Consider the following 22,313-nt stretch of genomic DNA (forward strand, 5'->3'; position numbering starts at 1 on the left):
CTTAGTTCAGGCTATGCCAGTTGCCTTACTTGGAGTTAGTTAATAACTACGCTACCACTTGAAAAAGTATTCGCATTGTTATCAACGGAGTAGAGAGTGAATGAAGAAGCGTTAGCCGGGATCTGTCCTACCAGGGGCTTAAGTGTATACGGGTCCGGGCTATCATCCGGATATGGCTCGATAGAGATTACAGCTGTGCCACCCGATAAATCAATTGGGAAGTTTAAACCGCTAGGTGCATTCTGAAGGAAATCTTCTCCTGGGAATGGAGGAGTAGAGTTGGTTCCGCTAAATCCGGAGAAATCGTCCGCGCTACTTACAGAAGTGAAGGTTCCAGTTGTAATAGGTGTACCGTTGTAAACCGCCCAACCTTCATATCTCCAACCTGCCGGTAACGTAGGCAGGGAAAGAGCAGTACCTGGTCCACCAGCAGGATCCAGGAACCAAATGCCGCTGGTCTCATTGTTTTGGTCATCATCACTTGGAGTGGCTAAGATATATCCACCAGTTGCAGATAGAAAATCATCGCCTAAAGAAGCGGAATGAGCGAAAGAAAGGGTAGACCTTCCGTCAGTAATATCGCCGGAAAGGTGATGTGTGTCAGCCGGGATATCATCTGTATCACCTGCTGGTTCAATAGTAAGTACAAATTCAGTAGCAGCAGAAAGGTCAGCATCAACGGAGAATTCCCCGTTAGCAATTAGTGACCCAGAAAGAGAAACAATTTCCCCATCATCATTTACATTGAATTTACCAGTAGTAACCGGAGATCCGTCAATAATTACCCACCCTTCAAAGTGGAAATCATTTTGAAGTGGTTCAACATCACTTAAAGAAAGGGTTAAAGTGTCTAAATCTGAATCTGAATCCGTTGAACAAGCCATGAATAGGCCGCCAGCTAGAATAATTGAAAGTATAAGTTTTGATTTCATTCTTGTGTTCGTTGTTTTTTGTTATGAACACAAGTTAGGCGGCAAGTATCACGAATTGATCACAGGGGTGTCATAGATTTCTAACTTTATTCTGGTCTTGATCCGGGATCTGTGGTGGTTCAGATTTTGAAACAAGTTCAGGATAACTTATTGGGTTACTCAACAACCTCAAACCTATCAGCCGAATCGAGTGAAGAGAAATACTTCCTAATACTTTCGAATGAACTTAGACTTGTTGTTAGACGAGTTTTCATGAAATCTGTCTCGATAATTAATTCAGACTCTCTATTTATATACCTAAATACTTTAAACGGTGAACCAAGAATGGGAATACTGGAAACAACAAAAATCATTCTTAGAAAAATTGAAGCATCAGATTTTCTCTCTTCAATATTTTTTGAAAGCCTTATTTCTTTAATAGAGTCATATGTAATCAGAACACCATTCCTATAATTACTTTTATTCAAATAGAAAAACAGGCCGTTCTCATATCGCTGGAAAATTCCTTTCATGTCTTCTCGTTTCAAAGGCAGGGGAGTTCCTTCTAAATCAGTAGCCTCTCTTATAAAAAACATAGAAGATCCGGTTGCAGTTAACAACTTTCCCGGATCTTTGTAAGGCTTACCAAGGATATGGTAGATGATGTCTTCATCATCCAATTCACTTTCTTTAAGTATCATAGATATACAGACTATTAATCTGTATATGGTAATAGACTAAAGCTGAAGGTCGTTCCCTGGTTTAATACACTTTGTACGGAAAGTTTTGATCCATGTAGTTCCAGTATCCTTTGCGCGATTGATAAACCCAAACCTGCACCGGTAGCTCCGGTTCGACTTGGATCGGTCTGGTAAAAGCGATCAAAAATTCGAGAAATCTGATCCTCAGGAATACCAATTCCAGTATCCGAAATTTTTACACTGACCGTATTTCCTTCATTCGCAGGTATAATTTTAACTTCACCTTGTTCAGGGGTATTCTTTATCGCGTTATCAATCAAATTGGAAATTGCACGTTCCATCAGGGCAATATCCGCATTAACAAGGTTCAATGGCTCATCTGGCAATACCGCACTCAAAGATATATTCTTTTCTTCGGCTATAGGCTGAAATTGAACTACGACATCCTGCGCAAGTTCAGCAATAGAAACAGGTTCTAATTCTGGTTGTACGTTTTTTGCATCTAATTTGGAAAGCTCAAAGAGTTCAGAAATAAGGTTTCCTAGTTTTCTGGTATTACGTAACACTATGTCGTAGTATCGATTACGGTCTTCATCTGAGAGTGAAGCGTCTTTTACCTGGATTGTCTCAAGGTAGCCTTGAATAGATGCTAAGGGACTTCGGAGATCATGCGATACATTAGCGATAAGTTCTCTTCTAAGCTTGTCAACCTGTTTGATCTCATCCATATTTGCAACAATAGTGTCCGCCATTTGATTAAAAGATGCACCAAGTACTCCAATTTCATCACCGGAATTGATAACCACTCTTTCTTCAAGTTGACCATGCTCAAAAGCTTGTACGGTGGTAGTCATGTTTCTTAGTCTTCTAGTAAGCCATCTGAAAATCAAAAGTCCAACCAGAATTGTTCCTACCAGGATCATCCCAAGACCAATCATGGAATTTTTTATGATATAACTCTCTGCAAGCATTGAAGCAGTTTCATCATACATTTTACCACCTAAAATCACATATAAGTAACAACCAGTTTCTCCCATTATAGATATTGTAGCCGCTGAAAATGGTTTAAGTAGATCAGGATTTAAAGGATCCTGGCCCAGAATAGGAAGCTCATCACCACTTAAGAAACGATCTATAGGCTTGGTATCTACAAATTTCAGCTGCAGGTTAGCACTGGATTCTTCCCCTAGAAATACCCCTTTTATCATCCCATTACCACCTACAAGATAAATATCCACCTGGGGATTGATTCCCTGTAAATACTCAATTTGTTGTTGGATACTATCAGCTTCAATAGACTCATTGAGAAATGGCTGAATCTCCATAGCCATTTCCATTGCAAGCATCTTATTTACTTTTTGAGTGGTTTCTTCAACAAACATCAAAGAAGATTTCATACTTAAATATGCAAGAGAACCACCTAAAAAGAGGATAAGAATCAAAAAAACAAGGGAAAGCTTCCCATAAAAACTTTGTGTGAAAACGTTCATGTTAAATCTCGTGTAGTTCGGTGAAACGATAGCCCACACCCCATACCGTTTTGATAAATGTGGGATTTGCCGGGTCTTTCTCAATTTTGCTTCTCAATCGATTAATATGAGAATTCACGGTATGGCTATAGCCGTTGTATTGATATCCCCAAACTACATCAAGCAATTGTTGTCTGCTGTAAGCTCTTCCCGGGTTATTAGCGAATAGAAGTAATAGATCAAACTCTTTGCTGGTCAGTTCAAGGGTATCACTTCCTAATTCAATTACCCTTTTGTTGGGATAAATAGATAATTCTCCGAATTCAATATGTTCTTGTACAGGATTCTCAGCTTGTTCAGTAACACTCGATCTTCTGAGCAATGCTTTTACGCGGGCAGTTAGTTCTCGAATACTGAAAGGCTTTGTCAAATAATCATCAGCACCAAATTCCAAGCCCATGATCTTATCAATCTCTTCAGCTTTTGCTGTAAGCATTAGAATAGGGGTTTTGGAATCATTTTCACGAATGGCTTTACAAATATCAAAACCATTGGTTCCTGGTAACATGACATCCAATATTACGAGAGAATAGGAATTAGCCTGAGCTTTTTCTAATGCTTCTGTTCCATTGAAGCTTTGCTCAATACTAAAATTTAAGTCGCTAAGTTGAATCTTGATGAGTTCAGATAAATCCTGATCATCTTCAACAATAAGTATGGGTTCTTTGGGAGCTTTCATAGGTGTTAATTTCAGCTCCATAGTTACAAACCTATTTTTTTTAATGTATCACAGAAAGGTAACATTTAAGCCTGCTGGCTTATTTCTTTTAGCTCAGAAAGTACCTTCTCACAAATTTCATCCATTTTTTGGACAGCTGTTTGTAAGTCTTTGGTATCTTTTTCTTCCCAAATAAGAGCTTTTGCATGCTCATATTCATCGAGAATAATTTCCAGTCCAAGCATTTGTGCTACTGGCTTAATTTTATGCCCGGTCTTTCTGAAGTTGACTTCATCTCGAGAAAGTAAGAATTGGGAGTAATTCTCCTGGAATTCCCTAAAAGATGTAAGTGCAGCTTCCGCAAATTCCTTTATATATGCAGTTTCACCATACAACATCTCAGTGAGTGTTGTAAAATCAACTAATTGTTTATCACTACTCAAAGTAACCCTTATTCATTCGCTGGTTCAGAGATATTATGAGGTTTAGGTCTTCCAAACTCATTCACATGTACAAAAACGATTTCATCAATAGTGATAATCGTACTTTTGGAAAACTTAGTCCGGACCTCGCACTTAACGGTAATAGAAGTTCTGCCAAATTTAACAGTTTCCATGCCAATCTCAATTACTTCACCAAGTTTAGCTGAATTAACAAAGTTAATTTCAGACATATATTTAGTTACAATATTCCCTTTTCCTAACTGGCAAAGAACAAAAATCGCTGCTTCTTCATCTATCCAACTTAGTACCGTACCACCAAATAAAGTGCCGTGTGCATTTAAATCTTGAGGCTTAATAAGCTTTCTGGTAAAATATCTCATCCAATATCTGTTTTTTTACTAAGCAAATATAGCCAACAATTGTCTTGAGTTTTGTTGGAATCTGATTAGAATTTGATTGTGAAATTAAAGTATTTTAAAAATGGTATTAGTTTACTAAACGGGTGTAACAATTTGTATTGACGCTCTCTTATTCCTACTTGGAAAGGGAATACGTCAATTTGTAAAAGATGAAAACAATAGCATTTACTAATCAGAAGGGCGGTGTAGGAAAAACTACTTCTACAATCAATGTTGGGGCAGGATTAGCAAAGCTTGGAAAAAAGGTCTTATTAGTCGACCTGGATCCTCAAGCTAACCTTACTTATTCACTTCGCATGCATTCTCAACGGCTCGATAAAACCATTTATCAGGCGTTAAAAGGAAATACACGACTTGACGAGGTTATTATCAACCATAATGGATTTGATTACATCGCTTCATCATTAGAGTTATCTGGAGCTGAATTGGAATTGGCAAATGAGCCTGCAAGGGAAAGCCTGTTAAAAAACTTTCTTATACAGTTGGAAGGCAAAGGGTATGATTATGTGCTCATCGATTGCCCACCAAACCTGGGTCTTCTAACCTTAAATGCTTTCACTGCTGTAAAGGATATTTTTATAGTGCTCCAGTCAGAATACCTGGCGCTGCATGGACTCTCTAAGCTACTCGATTTAATTAAAGTAGTACAACAACGCTTGAATGGTGAACTGGAAGTAGGGGGGATTATTTGTACGTTATATGACAGCAGAAAAAACCTCAACAAAGAGGTAGTAGGTCATATCAAGGATTACTTCGGGAAAAAAGTATTTAATACAATCATTCGTGATAATGTGGCATTAGCTGAAGCTCCAAGTCACCATAAAACTATTTTTGAATATGATGGAAATAGTAATGGTGCTCAGGATTATTTAGCGTTGGCAAAAGAAATAAAAAACGGCCATTAGAATATGAATAAGAAGCCGGTTATGGGGCACAATCCCCTCACATACCGTCCGCTTAAGGGTGCAAAATTTACGTTTATCCCCCAAACCGAATCTGGTTCAGGAGTTGCTGGTTCACTATCTAAAAGGGGAATCTCAAAAAAAACGGTTTGTTACTATTTAGAAGAGGAGCTTATTAACGAGATAAAAAAGAGAGCCAGGGAGAAGGAGGACTCAAATTCCCACTTTGTAAATGAACTTCTTAAAAGAGCCATAGATTGACCCTCGATTTGGCAAGATAAACCCTCAGCATTTTAGTATACTTGTCATCAAATGCTGATAGTAAATGTTTATTTATTATAACTCAGGTTCGCTATCCGAACTAATCAAACCATTATCTGACGCACTTTCTGTTCACAGAAAAAACCATCCCTTCAAAAAAACGTGGATTATTGTACAGAATAAGGAAGCGCAACAATGGTTATCGCTACAGCTCGCCAATATTTCCGGAATATCATTCAATATAGAGTACATACTTCCCTCTGAATTACTCTGGAAATTGTATAGAAAATTCGATCCCGAACTTCCCGCAATAATGCCATCTGATAGGGTACCCATGCAGTGGAAAATATTTGATCTATTAGAAGGGTATGATAGACTAAACGATTTACAACTATCTGATAATAGCACTCAAACGAATTTTCAATTAGCAGGACAGATTGCTGATGTATTTGATCTTTATCAGCAATATCGACCAAAAATGCTTGATGCATGGGAAAGGGGGGCACTATTAAAAAAAGATGAATCAGAATTATGGCAATCAAAGCTATGGAATCAGCTTAACGATATGTGGAAAGCTGAACATGAAGGTGTTCCTACAAGGTCTAAGCTATACTTTGATCTAAAGAGGATATTGGATCGGAATACTAGTTTGGAAATCGGGGTGGATGCGATTTTTACCTTTGGCTTATCAAGTTTTTCAGGCTCTTTTATTGATGTACTAGAAAGTCTATCAACTCAGGTAGATGTTCATTTTTTTAGAAATGATTATGCTCAATCCAATACAGACAATGTTTCTGAAAGATTAAAAGATGAACTTGCAGTAGTAACAAGCGAAGGGAATGATCTAATACGAAATATTAAAGAAGGAGCAAGAGAGGGAGACTTTAAAGAAGTTTCATTTGAGACCTCTTCTACTTCAGTGTTTAGTCGATTAAGTACTGCAAAAGAAGAGGTGATTCCTATTAGTATTAATTCTTGTCATAGCATTAGAAGAGAAGTTGAAGTATTAAAAGATCAAATACTTTCCCATTTAGATTCTGATACGAAGCTTAACCCTGAAGACATCTTAGTTCTAGTTCCTGATATTGAAAAATACGGAGCTATGATTGAGGCAGTTTTTTCAGAAGGTTCCAATGTGCAATCAATTCATGTATATAATCCTGCTTCGGGTGTCAATAAAGCATTACTGGATTTTACTTACTTCCTTGAACTTCTACATACCGAGTTCAATTCGACGGATGTAATAGAGCTGCTATCAAGAATAACTTTTCAGGAAAGATTTGGATTTCAAGAAGAGGATGTATTCATCATAAAAGGTTGGATGGTCTCTAATAATATTCATCGGGGGTTAAGTATTGATGATTCTCATTACTCTATGGAAAAAGCTTCAATAAATTTCCTGAGTGGCTTTATGTTGGAAGGAGATGAATTCCAATATTTCGATGATCATGTACCTTATTCAGTTATAGATTCTACAAATGATGCTTCTTTAGCTGCTAAATTCAGTTCACTTATACGCTTTTTGAAGAGATGGAGATCATTGATAGACTCTCCTAAAAGTTTTACTGAGTGGACTGAGCTATTGCAAGAACTAACCCGCTCACTCTATTCTGAGAATAAAGAATTAGAAAGCGAATGGAGCTCCTTACAACACTTTATTAATACGTTAAATGAACAAGCCATCATATCTAATTCAACAAGAAGAATTGATTTTGGATTATTTAAAAGCTGGTTGAAAAATCAGCTTAACAGCCAAAGTGCCAGTTCAACTCGGTTTGGGAGAGGGATATTAATTAGCTCTTATATTCCATATAGAGGTATTCCATTTAAATATCTCTATTTACTTGGGATGAACGAAAAGGAATTTCCTAGAAATAGTTTAAGACCTTCTTTTGATTTGATTGAAAACTACCCTGAACCCGGAGATCGAATCAATAAAAAAGACGATAGTTTTCTTTTTTTTGAATTACTCAATAACACCCTGGAATATCTTCATATAAGCTATTTAGGTCAGGATTTATATTCCAAAGATGAAAAACTTCCTTCGGTATTAATACAGAAACTAACCGATTTTTATCCCTCGATTTTCCTCAAGAAACATAAACTTCATGGTTTTGATAGAGCCTATTTCGAGTCTTCAGCAAGTTATTCAGGTAGCTATAAGCAGCTTGCCGAAGAAATCTATTCTAATGATAAGAATACTTCTTTCTTCATCCATGACTACAATTTCGAGACAGAATTATCATTTCCAATTAAGTTAGATGATATCGTTCAGTTCTTCTCTCACCCTGCCAGATATATACTTACCAGGTTATTTCAAATACGAACTCCTTTTGAGCAGCAAGAAGTAGAAGACAGGGAAGTATTTAAAATTAGTGGGCTCTCAAAGTATAAAATCGATCATTTTCTGTTTCAGGCACTTACTGATGGGCACTCTGGATCTGATCTGGAGAACTTCGTAAAAGTTTCAGGGATGGTTCCAAATGGAATTCCAGGATCAAATGATTTTAGAAGGGAAATAGAAACAATTTCTGAGTTGTTTGAATTTTGTCAGGCATATAGAAGTGAGGAGAAGATGGAATTAGGTTTTCATGATCATTTTCCTAAGTCTGGGGCCAAGTTAGAAGGAAAGATCTCTGATATATATTCAACAACAAGATTGATTATTAAACCATCCAGAGTAAAAGCGAGAGACTTAATTTCGGCCTGGATATACCATCTGGCAATGCAAACTCTTTCGGCGAATTATCGAACAGTTATTCTCGCCAGAAATCAATATAACACGGGGAATATTGAACATTCCTTCTCTGAAGTAAAACAAGCTAAAGCATTACTAGATCGATTGGTTGTTTATTTCCAGGATGCTTACAGTTCACCTAATCACCTGGCCTTTTTTCCGGAAAGTTCTCGAGGATATACTGATGCGCTTCTGAAAGGAAAAAAAAAGCCTCTTTTGGAGGGCAGAAAAACCTGGGAGGGGTCCACATATTTAGCGGGTGATGGTTCAGATTATTACAATAGTCTAGTCTGGAGAGATCATGATCCTATTAATACTCCTTCATTCACAAAAAACTCCGAGCTAGTATGGAAACCTTTACTTGAACACTTAGAAAAAGAAAGTAAGGGATGATGAAGCAACTCGAGTTACTTGAAGCTCCATTAGAGGGTATTAGTTTAGTAGAGGCAGGAGCCGGGACAGGTAAAACCTATAATATCGTTGGTCTTTATATAAGAGTTCTTCTTGAAAAGAAACTGATGCCCAGAAATATTTTGGTTCTTACATATACAGAAGCGGCAACATCTGAGTTGAAAACAAGACTTAGGCGAAAACTGTCTGAGACCATAAAGGTTTTAAAAGGAGGAGATTCCGAAGATCCATTTCTAAACGAATTGATTGTAAAGTACGGATCGGCTGATGTTGATTTTCTGGAACAAGCACTTTATTCCTTCGATGAGTCATCGGTATCAACTATTCATGGTTTTTGCCAGAAAATTTTAAAAGAAGAAAGTATTCGTTTTAACCTGCCTCATGACTTTGAAATTCTTGCTGATGATTTTGATTTATTCCAACAACAAACAGATCGTTTTTGGAGAGAGTTTGTCAGTCATTCTGAAAGCACCTTTGAGAAAGCTGTAATTAATCTCATTTATGAAAAAGGATATACTCCGGATCGTTTGTCGGGTATTGTAAGGGAAGTAATAGCTAAACCTTTTACAAAAATCGTACCCACTACTCAAAACTTGTCGTTCTATGGAGAACGATTTACAAGTCTGGAATTATCATTTTTAGCTTTAAAGAAAGCCTTTTCAGAAGAAAAAGAGCGAATAGTTCAAGTCCTTGAAGGCGATGAAGTAAATAAAAAGAAATATAGAAATGCTAAAGCCTTAGTAGAGGGGTTTAATTCCTGGCTCAACCGTGGTAGAACTCCGATAAATCCCTACGAAAAACTGTTACTTTTTGGGAGTTTCATTCATACAGAAGGCCAAGGGTTAAAGAGTGGAAAAAGAATAGATCCATTAACTATAAGCCCATTAATAGATGCCCATCTGGAACTCTATAAATCCTTTGAAGACCTTGAACAGGCATGGATCAATGAGTCTGTAAGAAAAATATCAGAGTACTTAAGTGAAGAGAAACAGAAAAGAAATGTGCTCACTTATCAGGACTTATTGGAACATACATATCACGGATTGACAACAGATTCATCACTTTCTGAGATACTTTTAGATAAATATCCTGTGGCTCTAATAGATGAGTTCCAGGATACAGATCCGGTTCAATACTCTATTTTTTCCAGTATTTATAATAGCACCAATACTAAGGACTCTGTGTTATTTATGATTGGGGATCCAAAACAAGCTATCTATAGTTTTAGAGGAGCTGACGTCCATACTTATATAAAGGCAAGGGATGAAGCTCAAAAGAGCCAGCGATATTTGCTTAAAGAAAATTACCGGTCTTCTTCATTATTGATTCAATCTGTTAATGACCTTTTTACAACTCACTCAAATCCTTTTTTCTCGGAGAGAATTGAATTCAATGATGCTATTATTCCAAACCATTCGAAGCCTGACCATGCAATTCTTTCAAAGAACAATCATCCTGTTATTCCATTACAGTTTATTGAACTTGATTGGGAGGGGTTGTCTGCTCCTGAAATAAAAAAGAATATCTCGAGAGCTGTTGCCAATGAAATAATTGAGTTGTTAGAAGGTGATTATAACATTGACGGTAAAAGGCTTTCGTCAGAAGGGATAGCTATTCTTGTAAGAACCCATGAGCAAGCATTATTTATTCAGGATCAATTAAGCATCAAGGGCTTAAAGAGTATTATAAAAAGTAAGGAGAACGTATTTTATTCTCAGGAATCAGAAGACTTGTACCTGTTTTTGTCAGCTCTTAGAAATCCCTCATTTGAAGCAGGTCTTCGTTCGGCTTTGGCTACTGAATTGCTTGGATTTAAAAGTGAAGAACTTCACCGTTTATTGGAAGAAAATGAGAAATGGGATGAACTATACAATAGATTTATTGAGCTTTCGAAAACATGGAGCGAGAAAGGAATTAATAATCTCATTCAACAAGCTGATAGTCTTTTTGAGCTATTTTTAAATTATGGCCGTCTTGCAAATGCAGAAAGAAAGTTGACTAACCTTTTCCATTTGGTTGAATTATTATCGAGTGTGGAACAGAGGAATAAATACCTCCCTGATCAGCTATTACATTACTTCAAAAAGCAAAGAGAAAGCTCATCAGGATATAGCGATGAGGAGATATTAAGGCTGGAGAGTGATGACGAGTTGATCCAAATCCTAACTATGCACTCAAGTAAAGGGTTAGAGTTTCCTGTTGTATTTTGTCCTTATTTATGGGAAGGGGTAGACACTCAAAGAAAGCCCGTATTTTCATTTCACGATGACGAAAAAAACTATATAGATATTGGTACTAGTGAAGATGTACAGAAAAAAAACAGGTTATCCTATCTGAAAGAATCATTAGCAGAAAGGGTAAGGCTCTCATATGTATCACTGACAAGGGCTAAATCTGCGTGCTTTGTTATAACAGGAAATGGGAACAACTCTGAATTATCACCTCTAAATGCATTATTTGAAGGTAGCGAAGTACTTAGAAAAAGGCTTGAAGACAAAGTTGTACTTTCTCCAGCAAACTATCGCACTAAACACATTAATGAAGCCACAAACCTGACCAATATAATGCGTCAGAACTCTAGTAATACTTATAGTTTTCGTTCTTCTTATGCCAATAAAGAAGTAGAAAGTATAGAACTCGAAGAAGCTCCCAGTGCTTTAAACGTACTTGAATTTCAACGAAAGCAGATCAATAATCACTTCAGGATAAGTAGTTTTTCATCTTTAACACATGGTAATAAAGAGCATACTATTTCTGAGAAAACCGGGGCTGAATATGATAAAGAAACACCCGATTTAGATTCCGATTCAGAAGTTGTTAACAAATCACCATTTACACTCCCAAAAGGTCCAAAAATAGGGACATTATTACACGAGATTTTTGAAGAGGTTATACAAGGAGAAAAAGCTCTAAATAATGATCTGATAACAAAACATCTCAAAAAACATCAGATCGATGAAGAGTGGAATCAGGTAATATTTGATATTATAAATGGAACACTTTCCTATCCACTAATTGATGGTACATCTCTATCAGATATTCCTGAACGAGATACCCTTATAGAAATGGAATTTCATTTTCCTCATGATAAGCTGAATACAGGTAATATCTTAACATTGATAAGAGAGTCACACTCTTCTAAAGAGTTACCAGGATCAGTATATGGGTATATGAAAGGATTTATAGATCTAATATTTAAATATGATGGGAGGTACTATATACTCGACTACAAATCTAATTATTTGGGGAATTCACTAGAGCATTATTCACAGGAAGCTTTAAGACATGAAATCGAGGATGCAAACTACGATTTGCAGTATCATATTTATTGTGTAGCACTTCACAGAATGCTTAAAAACACACTTTCCAATTATGATTATGACAAACATTTTGGTGGAGTATTTTATCTCTTTTTAAGAGGTATAGATCAAGAAAAGCCCGGTTCTGGAATTTTCTTCGACAAACCAAAGGCTTCAATAATTTCCAGCTTGGATAATTATTTCAAGACAGGGAGGTATGAGTAGATTATTAACTACCATAGAAGCTCAAGTGATAAATGGTGAAAGAAGTCTAATTCAACTTGAGTTTCTCCATTATCTGCATTCTAGATTCCAAAGTGAAGATAAAGAGGAGGGAGCGTTAATATGTGCCTTGTATTGTATAAAGAAAAATGAAGAGGGACATATCTGCATTTACCTAAATGGACTAGCCGATGATTTAGATTTTTTTGAATCTTTTTCGGGTACACCACTATCCACCAATGATTTGAAAGAAGCATGTAAAAATTCAAATTTCATTGGTAAACCAGGAGACTTTACACCTCTTATCCTTAGTAATGACCAGATTTATCTCCAGAAGTTTTGGAACTATGAAAATGAACTTATCAACTGGTTATTGACTAAGTCTGGGTTCGAACATTCTCTGTCAGATGAAGTGTTAGAATATTTAGAGAAGCTTTTCGGAGATGATTCGAAGCAAAACAATTACCAGTATCTGGCAACAAAATTGGTATTCCTAAAAGACTTTGTAGTAATAACTGGCTCGCCAGGTACCGGCAAAACATATACAATCAAGAAAATTGTTAGAGCTCTGTTGGATCAGAACCCGGATTTGAATATTGCTTTTGCTGCTCCAACCGGAAAAGCCGCAGATCGAATGAATCAATCGTTAGTTGATTTTTCTGAGGAGTTTCAAATACCTCGTGCAACAACAATTCATAAGCTTCTAGCCATTGGATTTAGACCTGGAAGAACCTCTTATAAAAAGGAATTATTAGATATTGATGTACTAATCATTGATGAAGCATCTATGCTGGATCTATCCCTATGGATACAAATGATTCGAGCTTTACCAGATTCGTGTAAATTGATTGCTTTAGGAGATAAAAACCAGCTCGCTTCTGTAGAGGCAGGTTCAATACTTGGAGATATTTGCTTTGATAATGACAATACTTTCTCTTCTGGTTTAAGTAACAAAATAGAAAATAAGCAAGTTGGTAATTCTACTAACAAACTTAACGATTCAATTATAGAGCTTACTAAAAGTCATCGTTTTGAGGATTCTTCAGGTATAGCAGAACTGGCTGAGGCTATTAAAACCGAAAATACAGGGCTGGTACTTGATCTGCTACATTCGTCTGAATATCCCCAACTCTTAATGAGTGAAGTAAATTCTGAAGGGCTAGATTTAGTACTCCAGGATTATGGAATCACTCATTTTGATGATTTTGTTAAGTCTGGACACTTGTTTGAAGTGTTAAACAAAAAGAAAATCCTCTGCGCTTTTAAGCAAGGTCCATTTGGATCAGATTCAATTAATAATCTCATAGAAACTGAGATAAAAAGTCATTACAAGATACCAGCTTATCAGAACTGGTACGAAGGGAGGCCAATACTTATAACAAGGAACAATAATCTCCTGAAGGTTTACAATGGAGAGGTGGGTTATGTATCCACAGACTTTAAAACTAAAAACCAAATACTAAACTTTGAGAATAGACCCGGATTGTCATTCTTGATTTCCAGACTTAATGATATTGAATCAGCATTTGCGCTAACGATTCATAAAAGCCAGGGTTCGGAATATGATCATGTAGCTATTGTTCTTGGAAATACAGAAAACCAATTGCTCTCAAAACAACTTTTATATACAGCTGTAACAAGAGCGCGTAAAAGTGTTCTTGTTATTGGTAACCAAGAAATTATAAAAAGTACAATAGAAAAATCTGCTGTTCGAAGAAGTGGAATAAGGCAAAAAATCACCTTTTAAATTCAGCAAAAATATTTACACAAAAAAAACCGCTACATATACTGCACTGTAGCGGTTATTTGTGTACCCCGAAAAGCCAACGTATTCAAAGCTGGGCAGTTGATAGCTGCCCTTCTTTCTTTTTCAAATATGCGACTTAAACCCGATAGTTCTATATAGAACTTATTAATAAGAGTTAGGGATTTTTAATTAGTCACTCTAACGAAACTTATCGTTGTCTTACTTCTAGTAACTCTACTTTAAATATGATTGCGTCATTTGGTTTAATGGCACCTCCTGGTCTTGGATTATCCCTGTAGGCAAGTTCGGTTGGTATATATAGCATATATGATGCCCCTTCACTCATAAGACCTACACCTTCAATCCATCCGGGAATTACAGCTCCTAATACAAATTCAGCAGGCTGGCCACCATCATAACTCGAATCGAAAACAGTTCCATCAATAAGTGTTCCTTCATAGTGAACAACAACAGTATCCTGAGAAGTAGGTTGAATGCCTGTTCCTTCTCTTAGAACTTTGTATTGAAGACCAGAAGGGGTTTCAATTACTCCTTCTTTGGTTCTGTTCTCTTCAAAAAAGATTCTTGCTTCTTCATCATTTTCGAGTTTGATCTTATCAAGAAGATAATCTCCAAAACGTTGGAACAGTAATTGTAAATTTGCTTCATTCAGCTTAGAATCTTCTCCTTCTAATCCATCCTGAAAACCTGATAGAAATATTTCTATGTCAACATCGGGAAAGCCTTGAGTAGATAATTGCTTGCCATTTTGAAAACCTAAGGCATAGCTGACGCTGTCAGGCATTGTATTAAGTTCCGAATTAGGAATAATACTATTTTCGGGTTGTGAGCAGGCAGTAACAGCGAAGAATGCTGATAGAATGAATATGAATAGTCTTTTATTGAACATCGGATTGGTTATGCTTAAAAATTGGCGAAAAAGATAGCTAAAAAAGCTAATCAAAACACTTTAGTTACTTCTGTGTATATTTGCCCAGCAATTAAATTTATATATAAAGTACATTGAAATTTACAGATCTTGATCTCCATGAAAATCTTCAAAACGGTCTTGGAGATATAGGCTATTCAGAGCCAACACCGGTACAGGAGAAGAGTATTCCCATAATTTTAACAGGTAAAGATGTAATTGGAGCAGCTCAAACCGGGACAGGAAAAACCGGAGCTTTTGTAATACCAATTATCCAGCACATTGTTAGTAAAGCCAAAGACGGAACAAACGCACTTATACTTTCTCCTACCAGAGAACTTGCACAACAAATAGATGAACAGATTTTTGCTTTAGGATATCATTGTGGAATTAGCTCAGCTACAATAATTGGTGGAGAGGATTTTGCAAGACAAGCTGAAGCCATCCGCGCAGGAGTTAATATTATAGTGGCAACACCCGGAAGATTGATTGATCAGATGAAAGTTTTGGATATCGATTTTAGCAATATCGATTTTTTGGTACTTGATGAAGCTGACCGGATGTTGGATATGGGCTTCCTACCTGATGTAACTCATATCATTGATAAGCTACCGAAAGAGAGACAAAACCTACTTTTCTCAGCTACTATGCCTCCTCAAATCCAAAAGTTGGCTGAGGATATTATGACAGAACCTGAATTGGTAGAAATTGAAATCTCTAAACCTGCAGAAAGTGTAGAACAACAAGCTTATTTGATTGATGGAAGAGAAAAATTGAAGCTTACACAGTCTCTACTTGATAGCATGGAGTGGACTTCATGCATCATATTTACAGCTACAAAGCGTGGAACTGATCAACTTGAAAGACTCCTTACTAAGAAGGGGTTAAAAGTAGCAAGTATTCATGGAGACCGTGAACAAGATGAGCGTACTAATGCTCTTAATGAGTTTAAAAATGGTGTGGTACCTATTATGGTTGCCACCGATGTTCTTGCTCGAGGAATTGACATCGATGACGTTTCTTTGATTATAAACTATGATGTTCCAAGAGCTGTAGAAGACTATATACATCGCATTGGAAGAACAGGTAGATATGATAAAACAGGCATAGCAATTACGCTGGTAAGCAAACAAGACAGTAAATTCTTCTCTGCGATAAGGTCAAAAGTTGGAAATGACTTAGTAATACATAAAGGTACTGAATCTATCAAAAAAACTGACTCCAAGAAGCCAAATAAAGAGAACACAAAAGCTACAAGTAAAAAAGGAGAATCAGTTAAAATTACTCCCGATTACTCTAAAGCTAAGAAAGTTTCTTTTAAGACAGATGGGAATGGTAAGATTTCAATCAACATAATTGGAAAGGAAGCGCCTGCTCCAAAGAAAAAACAAACTGAGAAGCCACATACTAACAAGCAACAAAAGCAGCAGCCAAAGAAAGCTGCTCAAAACAAGAAAAAGCCTAAAAACAATAAGAAGAAAGAACCCAAAAAACCTCCTATTGAAATTAAAACCCTGGATCAAGCTTCTTCAAGAAATAAAAATGCCCGAAAGCCGGAAAAAGGATTTTGGGGTTTAATAAAAAGTTTTTTCCCAAAGCGGGGATAGTTAACAGTTCCTTTACTTGCCTGTAGTATTTTCAAAGAAAAAATGAATGCCATGAAAAGATCACTAATCATATTTGCTCTCATTTCTATAACTACGTTAAACTGTTTCGCACAAAAAGAAAATACCTTCGCAGTAAAACAAAATTTGGAGCTCAATAGAGAACGATTACCGCTTGTTGAAGATGGGCCAATTAAAAATGTGATTTTTATTATCGGTGATGGAACAGGTTTAGTACAACTCACATCAGGACAATACCACTTAGTGGGGGAAAACGAGTTGTTACATGTACAAACAATGCCTGTTACAGGAATCATGCAAACTCACGCAGCCAGCAACCTGATCACTGATTCAGCAGCAGGGGCCACTGCCTTTTCTTGTGGTATCAAAACCGATAATGGAAAAATCGCACAACTTCCCGATGAAAGAAATTGTAAAACCATACTTGAGCTTGCCGAACAAAAAGGGTTAAGTACGGGACTGGTATCTACTTCAGGAGTAACACATGCCACACCAGCAAGTTATGCTGCCCATGTACCTTCACGAAGGATGGAAGCAATGATTGCCGCTCAGTATTTAAGCTCTGGTACGGATGTGATTCTAGGTGGGGGATTAGAGTATTTTATCCCTTCGAACGAGAAAGGTAGCAGCAGAGAGGATAACAGGAATTTAGTTTCTGAGTTTGGAGGTTTGGGATATACTTTTGTTGAGAATGTTGAAGAATTAAATGCTACAGATTCAGAAAAGATTTTAGGACTTTTTTCAGAGTCGGGAATGCCTAGCGAAAACAGAACCCCAACGCTCGCTGAAATGACCTCGAAGGCAATTGATGTTCTATCAAAAAATGATGAAGGTTTTTTCCTTATGATTGAGGGTTCACAAATAGATTGGGGAGGACATGGAAATGACACTCCCTATGTACTTAGGGAAGTAGCTGATTTTGATGCAGCCATAGCTGAGGCCCTTGATTTTGCTCAAGAGGATGGAGAGACCCTTGTAATTGTTACAGCCGATCATGAAACAGGTGGCATGACCTTAAATGGATATAACAGAGATAATCACGAAGTTGAAATTGCTTGGACAACAGGATCCCATACAGGAGTACCAGTTCCAATAATGGCTTATGGCCCACATGCAATCCAGTTCACAGGCTGGTTAGATAACACCGAAGTAGGAATTAAAACAGCGGCACTTTTAGGGGTAGGGGATCTCCCAATAATTATTCAAGAATAACAGTCTTAACTGATTTGTTTTCGTCCTGAATATCTGTCCAGGCTATAAGCAAACCTTTGTTTAGTTTTGTTATCTGTGGGAAACCGCTTCTTCGGGAGGGATTAATTTCTGCAATTTGATGGGATTGCAGTATTTTACCACTTGTGGAAACTAAATCAAGATTCAGAGTAGCACCTTCCTCGTTTCTTGTTATCCAACTTACCCATGCCGATTCATTATTCTCAATAAGTACATCAACCCTGCCTAAGTTTGAAGAGCTATCTACTACTATTGGCTCAAGAAAAGAATCTCCTTTGTCTTTAGAAAAAGAAAGCTTTGCCATTGGTTTGTTATCTGCACCTGTAAACCATGCTACAGCTGTAAGACCATCTTTATAATCAATCATTGCTCCGTTAACCGGGCAGGAAGCAATAGACCAATTATCAGCATTAACCGCCTTTTCATCACCCCATTCTCCATTGCTAAATTTCTTTACATATATATCTCTTGTTTCTTCTGCAGTCCTGTTTCTGTAAACCGCTAGTAAGTCATCTCCGATATTGATAAGGGAAGTATTACAACAATCACAAACTGCGTTATCAAGCTCATGCTCATTTAATAGTTTTCCCAGGTAAGAGATTTCTGCTCCTCTCAAAGTCATTGCTGTTGATAAATCTCCATGTCCTCCATGTCCTCCAGTTGTATTTCTCCCGTCTAGCCAAATAGCATAAAAAGATGAATCTGAATAGGGAATCATACTTACGAAGCCATGTTCGGTGGGAGTATTATCTGAATGTGGGACAATGGGTTCATTCCACAGTTTAGAAGCCTTTTTAATAGATACTTCAACATTATATGAGTAAGTGCCCCCCGGAGTTTTAGCTAACCAGTGCGATGCTAGTGCTGAACCATTTTGGCCTATTACAGAGGGGAAATCAGCCCAGTTTACAAACCAGTCAGAGGAGGCCGAAATTATATCTGGTTCGCTCCATATTTCTCCATCAAATGTAGAATAAAAGAGTGTTGCAGAATCTTCAATTTGCTCTACCCAACTTAAATAAACTAGTCCTGTATTGTCGGTAAACAAACGAGGTAATGAGCTATTATCACCTGTCGGATTTTTAACTTGTACAAAAGATGATGAAGAATCTGAACAAGAAACTAAAGTAAATGAAAAAAGCAGAATTAAAATCTGACTAGCTATTTTTTTCATGAATTTTTGAATGGGTGTAGTAAGCAAGGTAGAGCCCTATGAAAGGAGAACTCAAAATCATGATTAAGTACCACATTGGTTCAATAGAGTAAGTTTGTAAAACTTCACTTCCTTTGAGAAGCAGAAGCAGCATTCCAAGAGATAACAGGTGCTTTTTTGGGGAGTACATAGTTGCTGTAACTACAAGCATACCACTTAGCCAATAGATTAATAATGATGCAATTACAAGAGCTACCGCCCAACCTGGAGAGGGGAGACTTGAAACACCCCAAAAAGTGAACTCTGTTTTGTGGTAAAACAGTACAATTATTCTTATGAAACCTTCAACAAAAATGGAAAATATAAAAACGCCTAGTACTACAATGATACTTTTCATATAGAATGGTAGCCAGATATTTAAGAGAAAACAATCAGTTTTTAGATGATTTAAGGAGGTGAAGTTCATACCTTTAGGTTTATTAAAAAAAAGAGATTATGAAGCATATATCATTGATTATTTTAGCAGCTCTACTAAGTGTATCTGTATACTCTCAAACAACAGATCAAGTAATAAGACTTTCGGAACCTGTTATTTCTACAGACCAGTATGAAGTGTTTGGTGAAGAAATTGAAGTAAACTCTCTTGAACCATCTCATTTGGCTGAAGTAATTGAGAAGGAAAGTAATGGATCGATTGTAACATTAACCGTTAGCATTGCCGAAGTTTGTAATAAAAAAGGATGCTTTTTTGTAGCTGAAGACGGTGAGTACTCTGCTCGCATTACTTTTAAGGATTATGGTTTTTTTATCCCTACTAATTCTGCAGGTAAAGAAGTGACACTTGTTGGAGAGTTTTCGGAGGCTACTCTTAGTGAAGAAAAAGCGAAACACTATGCTGAGGACGCCGGAAAAAATAGCGATGAGATTTCAGGTGAGCAGAAAGAATATTCGATTGTTGCAACAAGTGTAGTAATCCCAAAATAATTTAGCAGATCATTAATGCAAGAAAACGATTTTCTAGAACCACAGGAAGTTACTAGTTCAGAAAAACAATTGATGGAATCTCCTGAAATGGAAACCATCGCAAAAAAAGTAATCAAAGAGTACAAATTAGAATTTGGCCCAGCTGAGATAGGTTATTTTTTAGTTTATCCTCATATATCAAAACAGAAAGCTGCCAAGTGTATGAAGGCCTCTAGAGAGGTAAAATATTATTCTGGCAACGATTACCTGATCGAAGTTTCTGGAGAACTTTGGGATATGCTCGACTCAAAAACCAAAGAGATGATGATCTATCATGAGTTATTGCATGTTGATCCTACATTCAAATCCAAAACTCAGGAATGGAAAATGAATATTCGTAAACCAGACTTTGCTGATTTCTATTCTATCAATGATAAGTTTGGTAACGAGTGGTACAAAACTATACAAGCTACTGCTTCTTCGTTATATGATTTGGATCCAAAGCAGGAGAGCAAAGTCTCTTTATAGTATTAGGAAATGATATATCCTTCTTGGATAAGGATTTTCTCAATTTTTGAGACGTGATTTCCTTGAATTTCGATGACTTTTCCTTTTATAGTTCCACCTGTACCAAGCTGTGATTTCAGTTTTTTGACAAGTTTTTCTATTACTTGAGGGTTGTGAGTTATCCCTCTAATTACAGAGACTTGTTTACCGCGTCTTCCACCTGTTTCAAGGCTTACTTTTACTTTCATACTATACTGATACCTGTTTCCATTTTCCGCGTTTGAAAAGAATAAATCCCATAATGCCTAAACAAGTTTCTGCTACTACAATTGAGTAAAAGACACCTTCCTGTTTCCATCCTAATTCTAGTGCCAAAAAATAGGCAAGTGGTATTTCAATCATCCAAAAACAAAAGAAATTAATGATTGTAGGGGTAGTAGTATCTCCCGCGCCATTAAATGCCTGAATAATGATCATTCCAAATGCATAAGCCAAATATCCATAACTAATAATTCTTAAACACTGTGCACCTACAGCTATAATCGCTTCATCATTAGTAAAGAGACTTACTAGAAAATCAGAAAAAGTAAAAAACACTATACCAACAAGCCCAAGGAAAACCATGTTAACACCAGCAGTAATCCAGGTAGATTTCTCTGCTCTATCAGGTTGTCCCGCTCCTAAATTTTGACCTACTAATGTTGCTGCCGCATTACTCATTCCCCAGGAAGGGAGGATAGAGAATATTAGTATTCGGATAGCAATGGTATAACCTGCAACAGTAACGCTGCCAAATTCGGCTGTTATCCTCACTAACCCAATCCAGCTCGAAGTGGCAATAATGAATTGCCCAATTCCTCCAAGAGAAACCTTGATTAGCTTGATCATGATTTCCCAGTTTATAATCAGGTGTTCCTTCAGCACTTTTATGCGAGATGAGGAACCAGCTAATAAATAGAATTGATAACAAACTCCTATTCCACGACCAATAGTTGTAGCTACAGCTGCACCTTTAACACCTAGTTCAGGAAAAATCCACCATCCGAAAATCAGGATTGGATCAAGAACAATGTTAAATGCATTTGCCAGCCATAGCACCCTCATTGAAATTGCAGCATCTCCGGCTCCTCTAAATACTGCATTAATTACAAAGAGAAGCATTATTACCATGTTGCTACCAATCATGATGGCTGTATAACCGTACATGTTGTCAATAATATTTTGATCAGCTCCCATTAAGCGCAGTAGATCCTGTGCAAAAAATATTCCAATCAGGGAGATTGGGAGAGAGGCAAGAACTCCTACAAAAATTGCCTGAACGGTTGACTTAGCTGCGCCTTCAGGATCTTTTTCTCCAATCCTTCGAGCCACAATTGCAGTTGTACCCATAGCAAGTCCAATGGCAATAGCATAAACAATAGTAATAATAGATTCTGTAATACCTACGGTTGCTACTGCATCAGCTCCAAGTTTAGAGACGAAGAAGATATCTACAACGGCAAAGATAGATTCCATTCCCATCTCAAGCACCATTGGAATGGATAGTAATAAGATGGCTCGACCTATTTTACCTTTAGTAAAATCCTGATGTGTTCCAGAGACAGATGCTTTGATATCTGCCCATAGAGATTGGCTTTTTTCTGTATCCATACAATAAGGATACGAAC

Annotated in this window: 20 protein-coding genes; 9 read left to right on the forward strand and 11 right to left on the reverse strand. The window is 36.9% G+C overall.

What is annotated here, in order from left to right; genetic code table 11:
- Positions 1-35: 35 nt before the first annotated feature.
- From ED557_00735 to ED557_00760, 6 genes are all read right to left on the reverse strand, one after another.
- Entirely contained in the window at positions 36-932 is an 897-nt protein-coding gene (locus ED557_00735) for a hypothetical protein (GenBank protein RNC85333.1), read from the reverse strand.
- A gap of 155 nt (positions 933-1,087) precedes the next feature.
- On the reverse strand, positions 1,088-1,612 hold the full coding sequence (locus tag ED557_00740; protein RNC85334.1) for a hypothetical protein: 525 nt from the start codon (positions 1,610-1,612) through the stop codon (positions 1,088-1,090).
- 14 nt (positions 1,613-1,626) lie between these two features.
- Entirely contained in the window at positions 1,627-3,102 is a 1,476-nt protein-coding gene (locus ED557_00745) for a sensor histidine kinase (GenBank protein ID RNC85335.1), read from the reverse strand.
- Between the two features lies 1 nt (position 3,103).
- Positions 3,104-3,820 carry a DNA-binding response regulator gene (locus tag ED557_00750; GenBank protein RNC86127.1) on the reverse strand — a complete coding sequence of 239 codons (717 nt, stop codon included), beginning with the start codon at positions 3,818-3,820 and terminating at the stop codon, positions 3,104-3,106.
- 65 nt (positions 3,821-3,885) lie between these two features.
- Positions 3,886-4,197 (reverse strand): taurine dioxygenase, encoded by a 312-nt coding sequence (locus tag ED557_00755; protein ID RNC86128.1) that lies wholly within the window; start codon positions 4,195-4,197, stop codon positions 3,886-3,888.
- Between the two features lie 53 nt (positions 4,198-4,250).
- Entirely contained in the window at positions 4,251-4,622 is a 372-nt protein-coding gene (locus ED557_00760; protein RNC85336.1) for an acyl-CoA thioesterase, read from the reverse strand.
- Positions 4,623-4,810: 188 nt separating this feature from the next.
- Here ED557_00760 and ED557_00765 point away from each other — a divergent pair, with 188 nt between their 5' ends.
- The 5 genes from ED557_00765 (at position 4,811) to recD (ending at position 14,240) form a co-directional block, all read left to right on the forward strand.
- Positions 4,811-5,566 carry a ParA family protein gene (locus ED557_00765; GenBank protein ID RNC85337.1) on the forward strand — a complete coding sequence of 252 codons (756 nt, stop codon included), beginning with the start codon at positions 4,811-4,813 and terminating at the stop codon, positions 5,564-5,566.
- Between the two features lie 3 nt (positions 5,567-5,569).
- Complete coding sequence (locus tag ED557_00770) at positions 5,570-5,824, forward strand: hypothetical protein (protein RNC85338.1); 255 nt, start codon at positions 5,570-5,572, stop codon at positions 5,822-5,824.
- 64 nt (positions 5,825-5,888) lie between these two features.
- Positions 5,889-8,954 (forward strand): hypothetical protein, encoded by a 3,066-nt coding sequence (locus ED557_00775; protein RNC85339.1) that lies wholly within the window; start codon positions 5,889-5,891, stop codon positions 8,952-8,954.
- On the forward strand, positions 8,951-12,496 hold the full coding sequence (gene recB / locus ED557_00780) for an exodeoxyribonuclease V subunit beta (protein ID RNC85340.1): 3,546 nt from the start codon (positions 8,951-8,953) through the stop codon (positions 12,494-12,496). The genes ED557_00775 and recB overlap by 4 nt, the downstream gene beginning before the upstream one ends.
- The gene (gene recD / locus ED557_00785) at positions 12,489-14,240 is read left to right on the forward strand and encodes an exodeoxyribonuclease V subunit alpha (protein RNC85341.1); all 1,752 of its coding nucleotides are present in this window, start codon (positions 12,489-12,491) and stop codon (positions 14,238-14,240) included. Before recB ends, recD begins: the two co-directional genes overlap by 8 nt.
- A gap of 208 nt (positions 14,241-14,448) precedes the next feature.
- Here the strand turns inward: recD and ED557_00790 are convergent, their stop codons facing one another.
- Positions 14,449-15,150, reverse strand: a complete 702-nt coding sequence (locus ED557_00790; protein RNC85342.1) for an FKBP-type peptidyl-prolyl cis-trans isomerase — start codon at positions 15,148-15,150, stop codon at positions 14,449-14,451.
- Positions 15,151-15,263: 113 nt separating this feature from the next.
- On the opposite strand from ED557_00790, the gene ED557_00795 reads away from it, so the two are divergent.
- Both ED557_00795 and ED557_00800 read left to right on the forward strand, forming a co-directional pair.
- Positions 15,264-16,775 (forward strand): DEAD/DEAH box helicase, encoded by a 1,512-nt coding sequence (locus ED557_00795; protein ID RNC85343.1) that lies wholly within the window; start codon positions 15,264-15,266, stop codon positions 16,773-16,775.
- A 42-nt stretch (positions 16,776-16,817) separates the two neighbouring features.
- On the forward strand, positions 16,818-18,005 hold the full coding sequence (locus ED557_00800) for an alkaline phosphatase (protein RNC85344.1): 1,188 nt from the start codon (positions 16,818-16,820) through the stop codon (positions 18,003-18,005).
- Here the strand turns inward: ED557_00800 and ED557_00805 are convergent.
- Both ED557_00805 and ED557_00810 read right to left on the reverse strand, forming a co-directional pair.
- On the reverse strand, positions 17,992-19,197 hold the full coding sequence (locus ED557_00805) for a hypothetical protein (protein ID RNC85345.1): 1,206 nt from the start codon (positions 19,195-19,197) through the stop codon (positions 17,992-17,994). The genes ED557_00800 and ED557_00805 overlap by 14 nt on opposite strands.
- Entirely contained in the window at positions 19,181-19,642 is a 462-nt protein-coding gene (locus ED557_00810; GenBank protein RNC85346.1) for a hypothetical protein, read from the reverse strand. The genes ED557_00805 and ED557_00810 overlap by 17 nt, the downstream gene beginning before the upstream one ends.
- Positions 19,643-19,671: 29 nt before the next feature.
- Between ED557_00810 and ED557_00815 the strand changes: the two genes are divergently transcribed.
- Together ED557_00815 and ED557_00820 are read left to right on the forward strand one after the other, a co-directional pair.
- Entirely contained in the window at positions 19,672-20,160 is a 489-nt protein-coding gene (locus ED557_00815) for a DUF4920 domain-containing protein (protein RNC85347.1), read from the forward strand.
- A 15-nt stretch (positions 20,161-20,175) separates the two neighbouring features.
- Positions 20,176-20,667: a hypothetical protein gene (locus ED557_00820; protein RNC85348.1), complete on the forward strand. Its 492-nt coding sequence runs from the start codon at positions 20,176-20,178 to the stop codon at positions 20,665-20,667.
- A 2-nt stretch (positions 20,668-20,669) separates the two neighbouring features.
- On the opposite strand, the gene ED557_00825 is transcribed toward ED557_00820, so the two are convergent.
- Both ED557_00825 and ED557_00830 read right to left on the reverse strand, forming a co-directional pair.
- A complete protein-coding gene (locus tag ED557_00825) occupies positions 20,670-20,894 on the reverse strand; it encodes a translation initiation factor (GenBank protein ID RNC85349.1) in 225 nt (74 codons plus the stop codon).
- Between the two features lies 1 nt (position 20,895).
- Positions 20,896-22,296: an MATE family efflux transporter gene (locus ED557_00830; GenBank protein RNC85350.1), complete on the reverse strand. Its 1,401-nt coding sequence runs from the start codon at positions 22,294-22,296 to the stop codon at positions 20,896-20,898.
- Positions 22,297-22,313 lie beyond the last annotated feature (17 nt).

Source organism: Balneola sp., from assembly GCA_003712055.1.
Lineage (GTDB): Bacteria > Bacteroidota > Rhodothermia > Balneolales > Balneolaceae > RHLJ01.